The sequence below is a fragment of the Collinsella ihumii genome (assembly GCF_030385545.1).
Taxonomy (GTDB): domain Bacteria; phylum Actinomycetota; class Coriobacteriia; order Coriobacteriales; family Coriobacteriaceae; genus Collinsella; species Collinsella ihumii.
In genome coordinates this window covers 112,455-132,445 of sequence record NZ_JAUEIQ010000005.1, presented here as the reverse complement: position 1 = coordinate 132,445, position 19,991 = coordinate 112,455, and the positions used below count along the sequence as shown (strand labels likewise).

Annotated in this window: 16 protein-coding genes and 2 tRNA genes; 4 read left to right on the top strand and 14 right to left on the bottom strand. The window is 63.5% G+C overall.

Features of this window, described 5'->3' with window-relative positions:
* Window positions 1-122: 122 nt before the first annotated feature.
* The 11 genes from purD to QVN30_RS06320 form a co-directional block, all read right to left on the bottom strand.
* The gene (purD, locus tag QVN30_RS06370) at window positions 123-1,421 is read right to left on the bottom strand and encodes a phosphoribosylamine--glycine ligase (RefSeq protein WP_289835819.1); all 1,299 of its coding nucleotides are present in this window, start codon (window positions 1,419-1,421) and stop codon (window positions 123-125) included.
* A 204-nt stretch (window positions 1,422-1,625) separates the two neighbouring features.
* Window positions 1,626-2,540, bottom strand: a complete 915-nt coding sequence (locus QVN30_RS06365) for a DegV family protein (RefSeq protein WP_289835818.1) — start codon at window positions 2,538-2,540, stop codon at window positions 1,626-1,628.
* 9 nt (window positions 2,541-2,549) lie between these two features.
* Complete coding sequence (locus QVN30_RS06360; RefSeq protein ID WP_066831122.1) at window positions 2,550-3,836, bottom strand: adenylosuccinate synthase; 1,287 nt, start codon at window positions 3,834-3,836, stop codon at window positions 2,550-2,552.
* A gap of 262 nt (window positions 3,837-4,098) precedes the next feature.
* Window positions 4,099-5,496 (bottom strand): replicative DNA helicase, encoded by a 1,398-nt coding sequence (gene dnaB, locus QVN30_RS06355; protein ID WP_066831119.1) that lies wholly within the window; start codon window positions 5,494-5,496, stop codon window positions 4,099-4,101.
* Window positions 5,497-6,149: 653 nt separating this feature from the next.
* Entirely contained in the window at window positions 6,150-6,665 is a 516-nt protein-coding gene (gene rplI / locus QVN30_RS06350; RefSeq protein WP_066831117.1) for a 50S ribosomal protein L9, read from the bottom strand.
* A gap of 53 nt (window positions 6,666-6,718) precedes the next feature.
* Window positions 6,719-7,690, bottom strand: coding sequence for a DUF2232 domain-containing protein (locus QVN30_RS06345; RefSeq protein WP_289835817.1), 972 nt, complete (start codon window positions 7,688-7,690; stop codon window positions 6,719-6,721).
* A 22-nt stretch (window positions 7,691-7,712) separates the two neighbouring features.
* The gene (rpsR, locus tag QVN30_RS06340) at window positions 7,713-7,979 is read right to left on the bottom strand and encodes a 30S ribosomal protein S18 (protein ID WP_066831111.1); all 267 of its coding nucleotides are present in this window, start codon (window positions 7,977-7,979) and stop codon (window positions 7,713-7,715) included.
* 71 nt (window positions 7,980-8,050) lie between these two features.
* Entirely contained in the window at window positions 8,051-8,533 is a 483-nt protein-coding gene (locus QVN30_RS06335) for a single-stranded DNA-binding protein (protein WP_066831109.1), read from the bottom strand.
* A 59-nt stretch (window positions 8,534-8,592) separates the two neighbouring features.
* Window positions 8,593-8,886 carry a 30S ribosomal protein S6 gene (rpsF, locus tag QVN30_RS06330; protein ID WP_066831107.1) on the bottom strand — a complete coding sequence of 98 codons (294 nt, stop codon included), beginning with the start codon at window positions 8,884-8,886 and terminating at the stop codon, window positions 8,593-8,595.
* 387 nt (window positions 8,887-9,273) lie between these two features.
* On the bottom strand, window positions 9,274-10,437 hold the full coding sequence (locus QVN30_RS06325; protein ID WP_289835816.1) for a DUF4013 domain-containing protein: 1,164 nt from the start codon (window positions 10,435-10,437) through the stop codon (window positions 9,274-9,276).
* Between the two features lie 82 nt (window positions 10,438-10,519).
* A complete protein-coding gene (locus QVN30_RS06320; protein WP_087200792.1) occupies window positions 10,520-10,948 on the bottom strand; it encodes a hypothetical protein in 429 nt (142 codons plus the stop codon).
* Window positions 10,949-11,156: 208 nt separating this feature from the next.
* Between QVN30_RS06320 and QVN30_RS06315 the strand changes: the two genes are divergently transcribed.
* The 4 genes from QVN30_RS06315 (at window position 11,157) to QVN30_RS06300 (ending at window position 14,648) form a co-directional block, all read left to right on the top strand.
* A tRNA-Ser gene (locus QVN30_RS06315) sits at window positions 11,157-11,247 on the top strand.
* A gap of 49 nt (window positions 11,248-11,296) precedes the next feature.
* Window positions 11,297-11,388 (top strand) — tRNA-Ser (locus tag QVN30_RS06310).
* A 209-nt stretch (window positions 11,389-11,597) separates the two neighbouring features.
* Window positions 11,598-12,149 carry a LemA family protein gene (locus QVN30_RS06305; protein WP_087200794.1) on the top strand — a complete coding sequence of 184 codons (552 nt, stop codon included), beginning with the start codon at window positions 11,598-11,600 and terminating at the stop codon, window positions 12,147-12,149.
* Window positions 12,150-12,452: 303 nt separating this feature from the next.
* Complete coding sequence (locus QVN30_RS06300) at window positions 12,453-14,648, top strand: acyltransferase family protein (RefSeq protein ID WP_289835815.1); 2,196 nt, start codon at window positions 12,453-12,455, stop codon at window positions 14,646-14,648.
* A 342-nt stretch (window positions 14,649-14,990) separates the two neighbouring features.
* On the opposite strand, the gene QVN30_RS06295 is transcribed toward QVN30_RS06300, so the two are convergent.
* The 3 genes from QVN30_RS06295 to QVN30_RS06285 all read right to left on the bottom strand — a co-directional run bounded on the left by QVN30_RS06295 (window position 14,991) and on the right by QVN30_RS06285 (window position 19,679).
* A complete protein-coding gene (locus QVN30_RS06295) occupies window positions 14,991-16,232 on the bottom strand; it encodes an NRAMP family divalent metal transporter (protein ID WP_204565302.1) in 1,242 nt (413 codons plus the stop codon).
* A gap of 10 nt (window positions 16,233-16,242) precedes the next feature.
* Window positions 16,243-18,156, bottom strand: coding sequence for a magnesium transporter (locus tag QVN30_RS06290; protein ID WP_289835814.1), 1,914 nt, complete (start codon window positions 18,154-18,156; stop codon window positions 16,243-16,245).
* Between the two features lie 284 nt (window positions 18,157-18,440).
* Entirely contained in the window at window positions 18,441-19,679 is a 1,239-nt protein-coding gene (locus QVN30_RS06285; RefSeq protein WP_289835813.1) for a polysaccharide deacetylase family protein, read from the bottom strand.
* Window positions 19,680-19,991: the final 312 nt, after the last annotated feature.

Below are 19,991 nucleotides of genomic sequence, written 5' to 3'. Positions count from 1 at the left end.
AGTCCAGAAATGAACGCAAGCGGGGCAGCCCCCTACAGCCATCCGTCGCACAAAAAACCGGCCGGCCGGGAATCATCCCGACCGGCCGGCATCAGCCGTTTGCGCCCGTCTCCAACGACAGGTTATGCCCAGGCGTCGCGACCGCGCAGGGCACGCAGGCCGATGTCGCGGCGAAGCGTCTTACCCTCGAAGTCGATCTTCTCGCAGGCCTCGTAGGCGAGATCGCGCGCGGCCTCGAACGTGGGCGCGAGCGCCGTCACGTTGAGCACGCGGCCGCCGTTGGTGAGCACCTGGCCACCCTCGTCCACGCGCGTGCCGGCGTGATACACCGTCACGTTCTCCATGGCCTCGGCATCCTCGATGCCCGTGATGACCTTGCCCTTCTCGTACGAACCGGGATAACCCGCGCTCGTGAGGACCACGGACACGGCGTATTCGTCTCGCCAATCGAGCTCGACGGCGTCCAGCGTCTGGTTGGCACAGGCCAACATCACGTCGACCAGGTCGTTCTTCAGACGGGGCAGGATGACCTGCGTCTCGGGATCACCGAAGCGCGCGTTGAACTCGAGCACCTTGGGGCCCGTAGGCGTCAGCATGAAGCCGCCGTACAGGCAGCCACGGTAATCGATGCCCTCGTCGGCAAGCTCCGCCACGACAGCATCCATGATGCGCTCCATCTCGGCGTGCTCCTCGGGAGTCACGATGGGCACGGGACTGTAGACGCCCATGCCGCCGGTGTTGGGGCCCAGATCGCCCTCGAGGGCGCGCTTGTGATCCTGAGACGTCGCCATGGGACGCACGGTCTTGCCATCCGTGAACGCCAGAAGCGAGCACTCGGGACCCGTGAGCATCTCCTCGATGACCACCGTCGAACCGGCCTCGCCGAACACGCCGGCAAAGCACTCGTGCACGGCCTCTTCGGCCTGCTCGAGCTCGGTAGCCACTACAACACCCTTTCCAGCCGCCAGGCCGTCAGCCTTCACGACGAGCGGAGCGCCCTGCTCGCGCACGTACGCAAGCGCGCTCTCCTCATCGGTGAAGGAGCCGTAGGCCGCCGTGGGCACGCCGGCACGACCCATGACCTGCTTGGAGAACAGCTTGGAGCCCTCCATCTGGGCACCCGCCGCACCGGGGCCAAAACACGGGATGCCCGCCGCGCGCACCGCGTCGGCAACACCCGCCACGAGCGGGGCCTCGGGGCCGATTACCACAAGGCCGCAGCCCGTCTCGCGGGCTAAGTCGGCAACGGCGTCCGGATCGTTCTCATCAAGCGAGACGTTCTCGCCGACCGCGACCGTGCCGCCGTTGCCCGGCGCGATGTACAACTTGCCGCACCGGGCGGACTCAGACAGCTTCTTGGCGAGCGCGTGCTCACGGCCGCCGCTGCCCAAAAGCAGGATGTCGATGGTGTTGGTCGTCATGATGTATCCTCCCAATCCGGCCCCAAGGCCATCATGCGCAGCGATCGTCGAGCGGAGCTGGCGGCTTGCCCCTTGCACCCGACGTCTTCAGCGCAATCAAATCGATATCGGCGGTGTGCCCGCGCCCGCGCGCACCCGCCGAGATTCCGCCACATGCGGCTTGCGGCCCCACCCGTGGATCGCAAGCCCCTCTCATCGCCTCAGCTAGCAGGCGACGTTGTAGAACATATCGACCTCATCCAGCAGCGGGCTGTGCAACTCGGCGGGATAGCTCAGGAGCCCCACCGCATGCTCGCCCACATGCGTGGCGATGCACGGGCCGATTGTCGCGATGCCCGCGCATGAGGCGTTCAGCTCGAGCTCGCCCGAAACCGCCTTGTCGATCAGCTCGAGCCCGCGCTCCGAACGCGTATGCAGCTTGTAGTACGTGAGCTTTCCGAGATTCTTGGAACGCTCGACCAGCTGGCGCACCATGTACACCACGGCGTTGCGCATGCCCTTCGCCTTGTGTGCGACGTCGATGCAGCCCTGCTCTCCCAGCGCGATGACGACCTTCACGTTCAAAATCGAGGTCGCCAGGTGCTGAGCGCGCGTGGCGCGGCCGCCCTTGACCAGATTGGCCAGCGTGTCGGGCACGAAGTGGATCTTGAAGGTGTCCCGGATGGCGAGCACGCGCTCGATGGCCTCGTCCATGGTGCCGCCGGCCTCGGCGATCGCCGCCGCCTCGAGCACCATGGCGCCCTCGCCCACCGTGGCAGCGTAGCTGTCGATAACCTCGATGCGCACATCCTTGAACACTTCCTGCGCCAGATAGCGCGGGGTCTCGATGGTCGAGGACAGCTCGCGCGCGATATGGATCGACAGGATCTCGGTATAGCCCTCTTCGATCAGCGCGCGGTAGACCTCGACGAAATCGGCGGGCGCAGGCTGGGACGTTTGCGGCAGCTCCTGCTGCTGCTCCAGCAGATCGAGGTACTCATCGATCTGGATATCCATGCCATCGCGGTAATCGCGCCCGCCCGCGACGATGTGCAGGGGCACGATCCGGATGCCGAGGCGGCGCGCCGCCTCCTGGTTGATGTCCGACGCGCTGTCCGTAACGACGGCGAACTTCCGCATGGCCGACTCCTAATTCCAGAAGCGGTTGATGGTCTGCTCGCGATCCGGGCCGACGGACACGAAGGTCACGCGGGTGTGCGCGAGCTTCTCGATATAGGCGACGTAATCCTGGGCGGCCTGGGGCAGCTCGTCGAAGCTGCGGCACGCAGAGATGTCGCAGTTCCAGCCGGGCAGCTCCTCGTAGACCGGCACCGCGCGGGCGAAGACGCTCTCGTGCTCGGGCACGGTCGTGTAGCGCACGCCATCGCACTCGTAGGCGACGCAGACCTTGATGGTCTCGAAGGCGGAAAGCACATCGAGCTTGGTGAGCGCGATGTCGGTCAGGCCGTTGACGCGCGCGGCGTAGTTGGCGATCACGCCGTCGAACCAACCGCAGCGACGACGACGGCCGGTCGTGACGCCGTACTCGTAGCCGTCCTCCGTCAGGGTGTGGCCGGCCTCGCTCTCATAGGAAAGCTCGGTGGGCATGGGGCCGGAGCCGACGCGCGTGATATACGCCTTCATGATGCCGAGCACGCGGTCGATGTTCTTCATTCCCACGCCTGAACCGGTGACGGCGCCGCCGGCGGTGCAGTTGGAGGAGGTGACATACGGATAGGTGCCGTGGTCGATATCGAGCAGCGTCGCCTGGGCGCCCTCGAACAGGATGGACTTGCCCTCCTCGACCATGCCGTTGAGCAGAAGGCCGCTCTCGCAGATGTAGGGGCGCAGGCGCTCGGCATAGCCCAGATACTCATCGCAGATCTGGTCGACCGTGTAGGTCGGCATGCCGAAGATCTTCTCCAGCTGCGGATTCACGCGGTCGAGCGCGCGGCCGACCTTCTCGCGGAAAACCGCCTCGTCAAGCATGTCCTGCATGCGCAGGCCGATGCGCGCCATCTTGTCCTGATAGCACGGGCCGATGCCGCGCTTGGTGGTGCCGATGTTGTGGTCGCCCAGCAGCTGCTCGTAGGCGCCGTCCAGGTCCATGTGGTACGGCATGATGATGTGCGCGTTGCCCGACACCTTGAGGTTGGCGGTGGAGATGCCGTCGTTCTCGAACATGTCGATCTCTTCCAACAGCACCTTGGGATTCACCACGCACCCGTTGCCGATCACCGAGACGCACTCTGGATACATGATTCCCGACGGAACCTGGTGCAGGCCATATTTACGGTCGCCCACCACGATAGTGTGGCCGGCGTTGTTACCGCCCTGATAGCGAACGACGCAGTCGAAATCCCCGGCGATCAGGTCGCAGATCTTGCCTTTGCCCTCATCGCCCCACTGGGTTCCGACCAACACTGTCGACGGCATGTTGTCTCCTTACGTAAAGCGTGTGCTTCTCCATATAAGCACTCAAACATCAATATTATAGGTCCTTACCCGGACCGGCACGCTCTTGTCGAGGTATTTCCGGCAACCATCATGGTTTGGACCGCCGAAGGTGCACCACGGCGCCCCGATCGCACATGCGACCGCCTTGCCAAAAATCATGCCGTGCCCTTCGTCACGCACGCCCGTACAAGCGCCGAAAACACAGGTTGCCCGCGCCTTATCGCGGCGCGGGCAACCTGTGTTACTCCTCTGCGTGCTCGTTGAGCTCGTAGAATTTCGTTGATGCGGGCAAAAAGACCAGGTCCACGTCTCCAATCGGACCCGAGCGGTTCTTCGCCACGATGATGCGCGTGATGCCCTCGGGCGGACGGTCGTCACGACCCGCCTCCTGCTCGGAGCTCGAGCGATCCAAGAACATGACGATGTCGGCGTCCTGCTCGATGGAGCCCGATTCACGAAGGTCAGACAGCTGCGGGCGCTTGCCCGTGCGCGACTCGACCGCACGGGAGAGCTGCGAGAGTGCGATCAGCGGCACGCCCAGCTCTTTGGCCATGATCTTGAGTCCACGGCTCATCTCGGAAACCTCGACGGCGCGGTTCTCGGCGCGGCGCCCCGCCGGCGGGTTCACGAGCTGCAGGTAGTCGAGGATGATGACGCACTTCTCCTTGTTGTGCAGCATACGGCGCGCCTTCGCGCGGATCTCGGTGACCGTGGTGCCCGGCGTGTCGTCGATCAGGATATCGAGGCGCGACAGGTCCTGCGTCGCCTCGTTGATGTTTGCCCACTCCTGCGGCGAGATGCGGCCGGTACGGAAGTTCGACATGTTGATCTGGGCGTGAGCGCAGATGAAGCGCTGCGCGATTTCCTTGCCGGACATCTCGAGCGAGAAGAACGCCACGGTATAGCCTTCGGACGCGGCGTTCAACGCCAGGTTCAACGCGAACGACGTCTTACCCACAGCGGGTCGCGCGCCGATGATGATGAGCTGGCCCTCGCGCAGGCCCATAAGCATGCGATCGAGGCTCGGGTAACCCGTGGGCGCACCGTGCACGTCGCCGCCCGCCGCGCAGACCTCCTCGGCCTCGTTGTAGGCCTCGATCATGAACTCGGTCAGCGACTTATATGAGCTGCGGACCTCACGCGAGGTGACCGACAGCAGCATGGACTCGGCGCGCTCGATGACCTCCTTGGTATCGGAGGGCGCATCGTAGGCGAGCGCGTTGATCTGGTTGGTGGCCCCGATGATCTCGCGCAGCATGGAATCGCGGCGCACGATGCCGGCATGATGCTGCCAGTTGACCAGCGAAAGGGTCTGGCCCATCAGCTCGAGGATGTACGCCTCGCCGCCCACCGCCTCCAGTTTGTCGATGGATTTGAGATAGTCGACCAGCGAGATGGCGTCAATCGGGAGGTTGCGGTCATACATCTCGTGCATGGCCTGAAACAGCGTCTTGTGCGCAGGGCGGTAGAAGTCGTCCGGCAGCAGCTCGACGAGCGCCTCTTCGACGACTTCGCCCGACAGCAGCATGGCGGCCAAGACGTTGGCCTCAGCCTCCACGTTATTGGGCAGACCCTTGTGAGCGCCGCGATCGGTCACGCCCGACGGCGACCACGAGTAATCCGAGGAAGACGGTGCCATGCACGCTCCTTTCCAACCTCATCGATGCAGCGCCCATCCGGCGCCCGCTCGGACCTCAATGGTAAAGCATCGCGCGTATGCGCACGGGGCTCAGCGCGCGCGGTAAATCGGCCAAACCTGACCTCAACATGCCCTGTTGAAATCTCCGTGCTCGTTACGGTGCAAAACGACGGCTTTCAACGTTTTCAACAGTTTTGCACTCTATCTGACTAGAGTTTTCAACAGCACAGCGTTTACCAGCGAATATACGCAAACCACGGGCGCGATGCCGCGTTTTGATCGAGACTTTACTTGAAGATTTATTGAATCCGCAGGTAGTTGAGGTGTGAATATACAAAGCCCTGATAATCGGCCCATGCGCGTATGCATGCGAACACATGAACGTATCCACTTTTGTCTTCGGCTCCAGCGTTTTCAACAGGCTTACGACGTATGACCTGTGGATTTCTTCATTCGTTTTCTTGTCAAGCCTCATCGCGATTTTTTCTAGGGAAACGCTGATTAATTGCCTTCGTGCCGAGCGGCGCCGTTCCGGGCGCTCGGCGCGGAATGAATTGATCGGCGTTTCCCTGGAATTCCCTCGCGATCGACCCAGCAAAAAGGGGCCCGGACACACGTCCGAGCCCCTACCGAAGACTTCGGGTGCCAGATGCCTACTCGGCAGCGGCCTCGGTCTCGACGGTCTCCTCGGCAGCAGCCTCGGTCTGCTCGACCTCGGCCTCCGCCTCGACACCCACGAGCACGTTCACGGTAGCGCGGATCTCGCGATACAGAGAAACGACGACGGGGTGAGTGCCGGCGACCTTGATGGGCTTACCGAGCTCGACGCGCTTGCGGTCGATCTCGACGCCCAGCTGGGCGTTGATGGCGTCAGCGACCATGGTGCTGGTCACGGAGCCGAACAGGATGCCCTCGTCGCCGACCTTGGCGTCGACGGTGACGGACTTGCCGTCGATGGCGTCCTTGAGCGCGTTGGCGTCGGCCAGACGGACGGCCTCGCGCTTAGCGATGTTGTTGCGGCGCTCATCGAGCTGCTTCAGGTTGCCCTTGGTAGCCGCAATGGCGAGCTTCTTCGGGAAGAGGTAGTTCTCGGCGTAGCCCTGCGCGACGTCGACGACGTCGCCCTCGCCACCCTTGCCCTTGATCTCACCCAAGAGAATGACTTTCATGAGATCTCCTTGCGTTCGCACCGCTCATGACGGCGCAGAAATTACTGTTGCTCCTAGATGTACGAGCCGTCCCGCGGAAGTTTGCGGAAGTTCGCCCATACATCGATCAGGCCGACGATGCTCATGATGAAGAACATCATCTCGGACCAGAAGATAAAGAAGATGCTGAGGGTCCTCGTCGCGCATCCTATCCGCCTGCGAGACATCCAGGCGTTCACCACGCCGAATCCCTGGCACGCGAAGATGATGCGTATGCTCATCAGCGCCGTAGCGCTGATCGTGCGCAAAATCCCCGCCTCGGCAAAGCCGGTAAACGAGGCTCCCAGGCACACGATCGCAATCGAAAGCACCCCGACGCTCCACATGGGGGCATCGAAGTTCGACAGCGACGGCCGCTTGGGACGCCCGGTGCTGCGCGTGTGCATCAGGTAGGACCCGATGCCCGCAACCAGCGCATCGAGCGAAGCGCTGCTCACATACATGAACGGCCACATCGCTTCGATCAGGTAACCGATCTGCTGGAACAGAAGGTCACCCTCGATGTCCGACCCTGCCGATACCCGAAGGCTGTCGGCAAAGTAGGACGTAGCGATATCGTGGATCGAATCGCCGCTCGACGCGGCGATCGCCGCATCAATGCCAAAGCTCGCAAGCGCCGCGATCGCGATCGCCACCGATATGTTGGTGACCGTCGCGCCGCGCCACATGCAAAACACGACACCCAGGCAGCTCACCATCATGGGAGCCAGAAGTATCGAGGCATTGACGTCGGAGAACAAGGAGATGAGGACGAGCCCGGCGCACAGTGCAAGTGCGAGGGCAAGTCCACGCAACCCCTTAGCCTCCGCCAGCTCACGCATGCCGTATGCGATGAGCAGGACCCCAACGAACGGAAGGAACATCGCGGCGATGCATCCGAGCACCAACATGAGCGTGCCGTGCAAAATCGACGGCGCGACTGCATGCGAGGCCGGATCCGTGGGCACCATGGCGCCCCGCTGCGGATCTTGGCTTCCGTCCTGCATCAGCTAGATCCTCGTCCCTCGCCTAGCCGCGGTTGCGCTCGCCGCGGGAAGAAACCACGGGAACGGTGTAGGGCAGGAGAGCCATCACACGAGCGCGCTTGATGGCGTTCGCGATGTCATGCTGGTGCTGCGTGCAAGCGCCAGTGACACGACGGGGCTTGATCTTGCCGCGGTCGGTCATGTACTTACGGAGAAGCTGAGTATCCTTGTAATCGATGTACTCGGTGTTCTCCTTGCAGAACTGGCAGTACTTACGACGCGGCTGACGTGCTGAATAATCATTAGCCATGTCAAAATACCTTTCATTTGGCGCCGCCGGCACATGCCGCAGCGCCGCTCACTTACAACGTGTATCCCGTCCTAGAACGGAATGTCCTCATCGTAGACGTCGACCGCCGGGGGAGCCTGCACCGGTGCGGGTGCGGGCGCCGGCTGGGCCGCGGGAGCGGCATAGCCGCCCGAGTAGCCGCCACCATAGGAGCTGCCGCCGTCCTGGCTGTAGCCACCCTGGTTCTGACCACGGCTCATGAACTCGATTTCATCGACGATGACCTCGAGCTTGCTGCGACGCTGACCGTCGCGCTCCCACGAGCTGTAGCGCAGCTTTCCCTCGATCGCGACCTTCGACCCCTTCTGGAGGTAGCGACTCACGGCCTCGGCACGCGTTCCGAACATCGTGCAGTCGACGAAATTGGGGTAGTCCTCCCAATCGCCGGTCTGCGGATTGCGGCGACGGTCGTTGACCGCCACGCCAAACGAGAGCACCTGGGTGCCACTCGCCGTGGCACGCAGCTCGGGATCGCGGGTGAGGTTACCGGAGATGTTGACTCGATTGATACTCATCAGGCTCACTACCTCTCTTGTTCGGCTCGCCTCGCGGCGCGCCGGCTTCCAGACGATTCTTACTCCATGTCGTCACGACGAACGATCATGTGACGAACCACGGCATCGGTGATGCGCAGCACGCGGTCGAGCTCGGCGATCTGGGTGGGATCTGCGTGGAAGTTGATGAGGGTGTAATCACCTTCGGTGAGCTTGTTGATCTCGTAGGCGAGCTTGCGCTTGCCCCACTCGTCAACGTTGTCGACCTTACCGTTACCCTCGGCAATCGTGGTATCGATACGCTTCATCACGGCGAGACGGGTCTCGGGATCGAGCGCAGGGTCGACGAAGAACAGCAGTTCATAAGCCTTCATTTTGTCACCTCCTCTGGACATAAGGCTCCGGGTCGTGAAGGTGCGCCCAGAGCAGGAAAAGACCGGATTACTTTAGAACAACCCGGCAGCTTCCTCAAGTGTCCGTGCGTTCCCGCAGGTACAACCTCATGACCTCCACACATATCGCTGCGTGTGACATGCGGCGGACCAAAACGCGCTGCGCCCCATCAGCATGCCATGGCACCCGGACAGAAATCCTGTGCCTCCATGACGGCGTCAAACAGGACGCCGAACGCATCCATGACATATCCGATGCGCCCGCATGATGCCCGCACGGCCCGCGCGCGGGCACGGGTTGCCCTGCCGCTCCGAGCACCTCTTCATCATGAAAAAAGGCGCCGCAGCAAGGCGGCGCCTGAGAAGAAGCTATCGATCGTCATCCCCGTCGTCGGTGCTGATGGGGCCGAGCAGGATCGGCCCGCGCTCGGATGCGGATTCGGCGTCGGGGGCGCTATCGGCCTGCGAGGCCGGCACGACCGGTGTCGGCTCGTCGGGAACCGGCTGCACCGCGGCCGGCTCGGCCGTCTGGGATGCAGCCGGCGCGGCCGGCTCGGAAGCGCCTGCAGGCTGCTCTGCCGCGGACGCGTCCGCATCGGGCCTGCGAGGGGGCTGGTCGGCCTGGGCACCGGCATAGGGGTTCGACACCGTAGCGCTCGTCTGGTACGGAACGCCGTCGGGCAAGGGGGCCGAGGACACGCCCCAGCGGCCGACGTCGAAGCGGCAGAACCACTGACCGACCGCGTTGATGGAGATGAGCTGCATCGCGGTGCCGATCACACCCCCGAAGAACATGACGACGACCACGAGCACCACCGCCAAGACGATGATGCCGGGCCCGATGCCCTGGATCATATGGCTCGCGTACTCGCTGCCCCTCAATCCGGCCCCGAGCACGAAACCCATCACGCCGCCGAAGGCAAACAGGCTTCCCACCAGCGCGATCGCCATCGAATAGGCCGTGGTGACCAACCCGCCGATAAGCGACACGCCGTACGCGTGGAGAAATCCGCGCGGATCGCGCCCGATCATCTGGAACAGGCGGTCAACGCGCCAGCCGGCGGCGAAGTTGTCGTAAATGGTCGCGCGCACCATGGCCGCCGTGGCAAACGTCCCCATCAGCAGATTGACGATCAGGATCACCAGAGCGATCAGAATGGACGTGTCGCGCGCGAGATCGAACACCGAGCTCGAGAACACCCCGATGCCCATGGGGAATGCGGCGATGGGATACCAGCCGCCGAACAGCATGAGGTCGATCGCCCCGAGCACGAGGCCCATGGTCACCGTGAGCAGAAACGCGATGCCGCCCGTCGAAAGCACCTTGCCGTAGGCGACGCCGCGCTGCTTGGGCGCCGCGTCGACGCCCCATGCGGTCAGGCGCGCCCACTCCAGGCCATACCCCAGGATGGCGATCTGGCCCAAGATGGGAATCCAGCCGACAAGGGTGAGGATCAGCAGCGGCTTGATCCATCCCTTGTCGCGCGTCAGCATCTTCCAGGAAGAGACGAATCCCAGCTGCTGTGCGTACATATCTCTTACTCCTCTGATCTCAGGTCGCCGAGGCGACCGTGCCATGCACCTTCACCGCTTTATCGCGCCGCGATAGCCTCGCCTACCGGGCAACGTCCGCGAACAGCGACCGCACCGTCCCCATGCAGATGGACGATTCGGCAAACGAATACGCAGCGCCCGCGCGATACGGCAGCACCATCAGGCGCGCCATGGCGTCCCCGCGACACGCCGCCTCGCATATGAGGGCGCCGGTATGCCCGGCATCGACATCAACGAACCCATCATAGACAAAGGCATACGCCTCCGGCTTCTCGCGGACCAAAAGATCGCGCACGGAGCGGTAGATATCCCGTGCCGATCGACCGTGGTGCTCGACAATGTCGTACCCGTCGGATGCGCACATGATGGTAAAGGGAGCGAGGGAACCGCATCCGATAAGGCACGACCGCGCCTCCGCAAACGCGTGGTCGACGGCGACGCGCAGCGCCTCCGCCGGCATGGCGTGCGTGGCTATGCTCGTGGCGTACATCGCGGTTCCTCCTTTCTCACATCCTCAGTGTATCCGCGACAAAATGCCCTTATGACGGCATTTGCCCAGATTAAGCGGGTCTTAAGGCGTCGGGGGAGACAGAGACTCCTGCCTGCCGGCTCCTTAACTCCCCCACATTTTTTCGCCATCTTGCAAATTGACACTTGCGCGCGGCGCTGGATACGGTAAAATTGCCGTTGCATTTCACGGAGAGTTGTCCGAGTGGCCGAAGGAGCACGATTGGAAATCGTGTAGGCGCCAAAAGCGTCTCCAGGGTTCAAATCCCTGACTCTCCGCCAGCATCTTCTCATGGCGCGCCCCTTGTGACGCGCCATGTTTCACTCCAACGGAGGAGTGGCAGAGTGGTTGAATGCGGCGGTCTCGAAAACCGTTTACCCGGTAACCCGGGTACGAGGGTTCGAATCCCTCCTCCTCCGCCATCATGGAACGCAAAGCGCCCGCCAGCTCGGGCGCTTTTTTGTATGTCGCCCCACCTGCGAAGACAGAGCGAGCGCAAAGCCCTCCGGCCAGAACGCAGGAGCGAAGCTGGAGCTCTTGTTCCAAATCTATGACGGCAAACGATGAGAGCGCTATCCGGTATACTTTGTCTCACATCCCACGGGGCGCAAAGCCCGGAACGGAGCTGAGCATGATTCCGACCATCATCGCGATCGTTGTCGTCATCGTCATCGTCTGCGTAATCGCGGGCATCTACAACAACATGGTCACGCTGCGCAATCGCATCGACAACGCGTGGCAGAACATCGATACCCAGCTTCAGCGTCGAAACGACCTGATCCCCAACCTCGTCGAGACCGTCAAGGGCTACGCGTCGCACGAGCGCGAGGCGCTTGCCGCCGTCACCAACGCGCGCAACGCGGCCGTCACGGCGACGACGCCCGACGAGAAGATGGCCGCCGACGGCGTGCTCACCAGCGCCCTGCGCCAGCTGTTCGCCGTGGCCGAGGCCTATCCCGATCTCAAGGCCAACGCCAATTTCATGCAGCTCCAGACCTCGCTCGAGGACACTGAGAACAAGGTCTCCTACGCCCGTCAGAGCTACAACGACTGCGTGCTCAACTACAACAACGCCATCCAGACGTTCCCCGGCGTCATCTTTGCCGGCATCTTCCAGTTCAAGGAGCGTCAGGGCTTCGAGGCGGAAGAGGCGGCGCGCTCCGTCCCGAACGTGAAGTTCTAAGCAGCGCCGATCACGTGGCCGATGTGCGCCCGGGGGCTTTCCCTCGGGCGCTTTTTTGCGCGCCGTCCCGCACTCCCGCGCGCGCGGCCTTCGTTCATTCATGAAAAAGTACGGGTGTCAAACAAACGAATCCTGGGCAAACGCAGATGCGGGCCCTCGTTCATTCATGAATGGACGAGGGTCCGCATCTGCCACGGGGGACCGGCTGCCCATCGGGCGCAGGCGCATATGCCCTTTTGCCGCGCACAGCGGTACAATCAGGCGGACTGCGAACCCGATGCACGAACGGATCGACCCGAAGACATGACTTCCCCTCAGCCCAAGCAGGAGACCACCGGCACCAAGCCCGCATCAACGCACGCCCCGCGCGCAGATGCAGCCCGCCAGCAGGACATGCGCCCCGCTCGCCCGCGCTCGCGCTATATCCCGGCGCTCGACGGCATCCGCACGCTTGCCGTCGCGGCGGTCGTCCTCTACCACCTGGGCTTCTCATGGATCCAAGGCGGCCTCCAGGGCGTCACGATGTTCTTCGTGCTGTCCGGATACCTCATCACCCACCTGCTAATCGTGGAATACCGCGGCACCGGACGCATCGACCTCAAGGACTTCTGGATTCGCCGCATCCGTCGCCTGCTGCCCGCCGTGCTGACGGTCATCGTGGCGACCATCATCTTGTGCGCGCTGTTCAACCATGTGATGCTCACCAAAATGAGGCCGGACATCGTCCCCTCCATCCTGTTCTTCAACAACTGGTGGCAGATCCTGCGAAACGTGTCGTACTTCGATGCGCTGGGCGACCCCTCGCCGCTCACCCACTTCTGGTCGCTTGCCATCGAGGAGCAGTTCTATCTGATCTGGCCCCTGCTGCTGATGGGTGTCTGGAAGCTCGGCGGCAAGAACAAGCTCGTGCGCCGGAGCACGCTCGTGCTGGCCATCGTGTCGGCGGTCGCCATGACGGCGCTGTACGATCCGTCGGTCGACCCGAGCCGCGTGTACTACGGCACCGATACGCGCGTGTTCTCGCTGCTTCTGGGCGCCTGGCTCGCGTTTATCCCGACCTCCTCGATGCGTCTCGGATGGCTCGCTCCATATCTGCGCAAACTCGGCAGGAGACTTGGGAAGGCCGCAGGCGGGCACAAGCCGGCGGATTCGCACCGCGCGGGCGCCCCGCATCCCACCTACCGCATGGTCGCCCAGAAGTCCCCCGATGCGATCCGCGGCGAGCAGAAGAGGGCGAACAGCCCGTGGCCCATCGACGTCATCGGCCTTCTGAGCCTTGTGGCGCTGATCGCCATCATGGCCCTCACCAACGGTTACACCGCCTTCCAGTACCAAGGCGGCACCCTGCTGTGCTCGCTGCTCACGGTTGCGCTGGTGGCCGCCTGCGTGCAGCCCGACACGCTGCTGTCACGCGTGTTCTCGCTGCCGCCGCTCGTGTGGCTCGGCAAGCGCTCGTACGGCATCTACCTGTGGCATTACCCGCTGCTTTTGCTCATGAACCCCGTGAGCGACATCAGCGAGAAGCCCTGGTGGGTCTATATCATCCAGATCGCCCTGGTCATCCTAGCGGCGGAGCTCTCGTACCGCTTCATCGAGACGCCGTTCAGGCACGGACTGTTCGGCAAGATCGTCAAGCAGCTCAAAGGGTCGCACGAGACGCCCGGTCGCCTGGCGCGCAAGCACCCGCTTCCCGTTGCGGCGACCACGCTCGTGCTGGTCGCCGCCGTAGCGGGGCTCGTCCTGGTGCCCGACACCTCCGCCCTGTCGGCAGAGGGCGCCGCCCTGCTCGAGCAGGGCACCGATGACGGGCAGGACGCTGCGGGCGCCGAAGGGCAGGCGGATGGCACCCCTGCCGATCAGGAGGATGGCGAGACGACCGCCGCCGAACCCCAAGGGGCTTACGACATCGTGATGATCGGCGATTCGGTCTCGGTGCGCGTCATCCCAGCGTTTGAGGAGAAATTCCCCCACGGATACATCGACGCGGCGAAGAACCGCCAGTTCGGCACGGGCATCGAGATCTATCAGAGCCTCGTCGACCAGAATCTCGCCGGAGGCATCCTCGTGTTCGCCCTGGGCACGAACGGACCGATGAGCGACGAGCAGATCGACACGCTCATGGGGATCGCCGGGGCGGACCGCACCGTGGTGTTCGTCAACACGCGCAGCCCGCAGCCATGGACCGGCCCCACGAACGAGACGCTTGCGCGAGCGGCCGAGCGCTATTCCAACGTGCGCATTGTTGACTGGTACGGCTACAGCGAGGGCCGCAACGACGTCTTTGACGGCGACGGAACGCATCTGAACGAGTCGGGCGCGGTCGAATACGTGGATCTCATCTACTCTGCGGTCGAAGACATCCTGCCCGTGCACCTCGATGACCCCGAGCTGCAGCAAGAGCTGCAGAGCCGGATGCAATCGGTGACCGACGGCATCAGGACCTCGCTGACCGACAGCATGACCTCGGTGCTGCTCGAGCCCTATAACGCGCAGGAGTAACCGCTGCATATCAGACAGAGCATGGCCCCGCCTTCGCCCAGGAACAAGCGAAGGCGGGGCCATTTCGTTAGGGAAACAATGATAAAGGGGCTCGAGCCCCGCGGGCAGGATCGACAAGGTGATCGACTGTACGCTATGGGAACGCCGGCCTGTTGACTGTACGCTGTAGGCACGTTTTTCACCCGAAAGCGTTCCCATGCCGTACAGTCAACAGGCCGGCGTTCCCATAGCGTACAGTCGATTCGAGCAGCTCCGCGGGACAGGCGGGAGTTGTCCGAACCGCGTTGGCATCGGCCTATTATCCAGCGTTTCCTTAGGTATGCGAAATGAGAGAAACGCTGATCAATAGCCGAGCGCTTGAAGCACGAACATGATGATGGTCAGCACGGTGATGATGACGATGGTCGCCCAGGTCAGCACGTTCCACACGCGCCCGTTGCGATACTCGCCCATGATGTGGCGGTCCTGGGCGATGAACAGCAGGAAGACCAGCAGCACCGGCAGCAGCACGCCGTTGATGACCTGCGCGCTCATCATGATCTGGAACAGATTGATGCCGGGCATAATCACCAGCAGGGCCGAAGCGACGATGACCGCGGTGATGATGCCGCGGTAGATCGGCGCCTCCTCCCAGCTGCGGTCCGCTCCGCGCTCCCAGCCGAACGCCTCGCAGATCGCGCTCGAGGTGACGCCGGGCAGCACGCAGGCGGCCAGAAAGCTCGCCGCCACCAGGCCGGATGCGAACAGGATGGTGGAGAATTCGCCCGCGATGGGCTCGAGGGCGAGCGCCGCGTCGGCGGCATCCGACACCTGGACGCCCGCCGGGTAGAGAACCGCACCGGTCGTGACCACGATGAACCACGCGACGGCGCAGGCGATGATCGAGCCCGACGTCGTGTCGATGCGCTGCAGGATGATGCCGCTCTCGTCGACGTTCTTGTCGACCACGTTGTTTTGCGCCAAGAAGATCATCCACGGCGCGATGGTGGTGCCGATCGTCGCCACGAGCAGCGAGACGTACTCGGGTTCGGGCACGATATGCGGCGACACCGTCGCCGCCGCGACCTGCCCCCAATCGGGACCCGCCAAAAACGCCGCCACGATATAGGTCACGAACACGCAGCTCACCATGAGCAGGATCTTCTCGATGCGCTGGAAGCTGCCCGACATGGTGAGCGACCAGATGGCCAGGCCGACCAGGGGAACCGATACCGTGGCGGGCACGCCGAACAACGCGAGGCCGCTTGCGATGCCGGCAAACTCCGAGATGGTCACGGCGGTGTTCGCGACCAGCAGCGCACCCATCGCCAGCGCGCTCTTCCGCACGCCGTACTTCTCGCGGATGAGCGACGCGAAGCCCTTGCCGGTCACGCAGCCGCACCGTGCCGCGGTCTCCTGCACCACGATGAGGAGCACCGCCATGAGCGGCAGCATCCACAGCGTGCCGTAGCCGTAGCTTGCTCCCGCGCTCGAATACGTGGCGATGCCGCCCGCGTCGTTGCCCGATAGAGCAGCCAAAAGACCGGGACCCATGGCGCCGAGCACCATCCCGATCGTCAACTTCTGATGCGTCCGTCTTGCCATGTCAGCACCCCTACGCGGCGATCATGGAGACCGCGAGGGTCGAGACGACCGAATAGAGCACGCACGCGATCAGCACGGCCGACACGCTGAGCGCGATGCCCGACGTATTGAGGTCGTGCTCGTCGCGCCAGAACAGCACCTTGAGGTAGATGACCGAAAGCGCGCAGCTCACAAACGTCACGCCCGCCGCGCAGACAAAGCAGGCGGACAGCATGCGCGCCGCCCCGATGAGCGCGTTGACGGCGCCGTCGGGATCCGCCGCGGCAGGCATCCACCCGCCAGCCGAGGCGCTGGCCAGCACGTCATCGGAATAGGCGGCGCCCAGCACCAACTGACCGCATAGGTAGATCACGAGCGCCAGCACCGCGCCGACAAGCACGGTCTGCAGGAAAAAGGCCAGGTAGGGCTTGTCCTCATCGTCCGCCTCGTCGTACTCCAGATAGTAGTTGCGCACGTACGAGACGACGCGGCTCGCCGCAAGCAGGGAGACGGGCATGACGCACATGGGGTAGATGAAGTAGCTTCCAAGGCCGCCCATCATCTGCAGGACCGCCGCGATAATGCCCGATGCAATGGCCCAGACGAGCAGCCAGTACTGGCGGCGCGCGAACCACGAGAACACGTGCATGGACTCGCCCGATCCGCCCTCGGCGCCCGCCATGCCGGCGATCTGCAGGTCCTCCTGGTGCTCCTCGTTCATGACCTCCATGGCGTCGTCGACCGTGACGATGCCCAGGATATGGCGGTTCTCATCGCACACGGGCATGGCCGCGAGGTTGTACTTGGACATCTCCTCGGCGACGTCTTCCTGGTCCTCGTCGGGCGAGACCCAGACCACGTCGCGATACGCGAGGCTGTTCAGGCGCGCATCGTGATCGGCAACGATCAGGGTGCGCAGCGAGAGCACGCCGGTGAGCGCACCGGCGGGGTCGGTGGTGTAGACGTAATACACGCTCTCGAAGTCCTCATCGAGCTTGCGCAGGCCGTCGATGGCATCGGCGACGGTCGATGTTGCCGGCAGGGCCACGAACTCGGACGTCATGATACGACCGGCGGTGTTCTCCTCGTAGCCCAGCAGGTTGCGGATGGCACGCTCCTCCTTGACGCCCATGAGGCGCAGAAGCTTCTCGGCCTTCTCGTAATCGAGCTCGTCGATGAGGGCGGCGGCGTCGTCGGGGTCCATCAAGGCCAGCATCGAGGACGCATCGCGATCGGACAGGCCCTCGAGCATCTCGGCCACGAGCTCGTCGTCATCGAGCTCGGAGATGGCCTCGGCGGCCTGCGCCGTGTCGAGCTGGGCGAAAACCTGGCCGCGTAGGCGCGGGTCGAGCTGCTCGATGATGTCGGCGATGTCCGCCGGGTGCAGCTCGCCGAGGGTCTTGTGAGAAACGGACAGCTTGATGGTCTGCGTGGAGCGCTCGAGCAGGTCCATGTACGACCACGCGATGATGTCCTCTTGGAGCGGCTTGCCCACCGCGCGCGAGGCGGCGACCACGACGCGCTCGAGCACGGGATGCAGCGTGCGCAGAAGGCCGCGGACGCCCACCTCGGCGCCGAGCAGGCGCAGCTGGTTTTCGCCCGACGCGGACAGCTTGATGTCGTTCACGCGCACGACCTTCATGCCCTGCGTGTCGACGATCTGCTTGTTCATGATGTCGCGAGCGAGCAGCACCTCGTCGGGCTGCAGATAGGAGAAGCGAATGTCGGTGGCGGGCATTTTGAGATACACGCCATCGTCATCGAAGCGCTCGACATATTTGCGCCACGAGATCATGAACGGGGTCTTGCCGGGCCCCTGGAACGCGAGTGACGTCACATGAGGGAAAACCTCACCCGTGGCGATGCCCAAGTCATTGACGATGCCGATGCGCTCGCCCGCCGAATCGACGACAGGAAGCTTGAGCATCTCTGAAAGATAGTTCATGGTGCTCCTTCGAAGAAGAAAAGAAAGCTATGGCCGCGCAACCCCGGCGCGCGCCATGACGAAGGGCACCCGCAGGGGTCAGCTACTGTGTGGTCGAGGTTTGGATCTCACCTGTTACCTTTCTCGTGACCCCCATACAAGAACAAGACGGCCGCGCCCGATGGGCACAGCCGTCTGTACTATAGCATGCAATTTTAGGGACAGTCCCTAAAAATGCAGGGGGCGATTCCGCCATCACCCTCTGCGACGTATGTGTAATTTTAGGGACTGTCCCTAAAATTTCACTACAGGTTGGGGAGTGTAGCGTCTTCGGGCATCTTGACGGTCCCATCGATCACGTCCTGGGGAAAACGCCCGTCGAGCTCCATGAGCTCCGACACCGTCACCAGCTCGTAGCCGTCGGCCTGCAGGGCCTCGATGATGCCCGGCAGCGCCTCGACGTCCTGGGCGCGGTTCCCGCCGCCGTCATGCATAAGCGCGATCGCGCCGTTGTAGGCACCCGCGAGCACCTTGTTCTTGATGGCCTCGGCGCCGGGCAGCTTCCAGTCGAGCGTGTCGATGTTCCACAGCACGTTGCAGCTGATCAGATCCCCCGCGCGCGCCCATTCGGTAAGCGTGAAGGCGCCATACGGGGCGCGGATCATCTGGGGCCGGACGCCCGACGCCCCTTCGATGGCGTCCGCTGCGCTGCTGATCTCGGCGCGCAGCGAATCGCGATCGCAATCGGGCAGGTTGGCGTGCTGATTCGTGTGGCTCGCCATCTCATGGCCGCCTTCCACGACCGCCTTGCTGTCGCTGTCGACCTGCGTGCCGAGATTGAAGAACGTCGCCTTGACGCCATAGCGGTCGAGGATGGCCAAGATGTCTTTGGTGTACGCGCTCGGACCGTCATCAAACGTCAGCGCTATGTACTTCTTGTCGCCTTTGGGCTTGGGATTGTACATGGAGACCACCATGTCCACCGGAGCCTCGACGACCTCCTTGTCGGCGGTCTCGCCGGACTGCTTGCCCGTCCACACCTTCTTTTTGCCCGGCTTGCCCCACTGCGACACGAACTGGATCGCACCGGAGCCATCCGATGTGATGTTCGGGGCGATCTCGACGATCTCCTCGACATACTCCTCGGTCTTGTCGAGACCGTCGGACACGGTCAGCGCAAGGTCGTCGTCGAGCTCCATCTCGGGAAGCTCCGACGTCTCCACCGCCTCGCCTTCGCTGATGACCGAGCAGCGCTCTCCGCCCTGTTCATCGAGAACGTTGCCGTTGACCGACAGCAGGCGCCCGGCCTTGACGCCGAAGTAGTTGTTGTCGGCAAGGAACTGGTCGACCGGCGTGCCGATCTTGCCCGACACCTCCTGGCCGTTGACGGTAACGTCGACGGAACGCCAGAAGAACTGATAGCCGACACCGATGCCGACGGCGGCGATGAGCACAACCGCCACGGCCGCCGCGATGAGCGGCGCGCGCTGCATACCGCGATGCTCGTGACGCACGTACGCCTCGCGATGCCGTACGGGCGCCACGCCCCGAGGCGCCCTGTGTCCCTGATGCGGCGCCGAAGATGTCCGGGGCGAACCCTGCGCCGCGTGCGGCGCATACGCCTGCTGGCGGGATCTCTGCGGGCGCGCCGCCCTTGGATGGGCAGCTCCCGGCGATTGGAGCCGGGAAGCGGCTTTCCGCGGTCGCGGCTCAGGAGTCTGGTGGGATGCAGGGGCAGGCCGAGACGAGGCGGCACGGGTGTGGGCGGTCGGCTTGCGCGACGCCCCCGCCGTCGAGGTATGTCCCGATGCCGGCCGATAGGTCGGATGCTGAGACGGGACCGATGCGCGCGCATG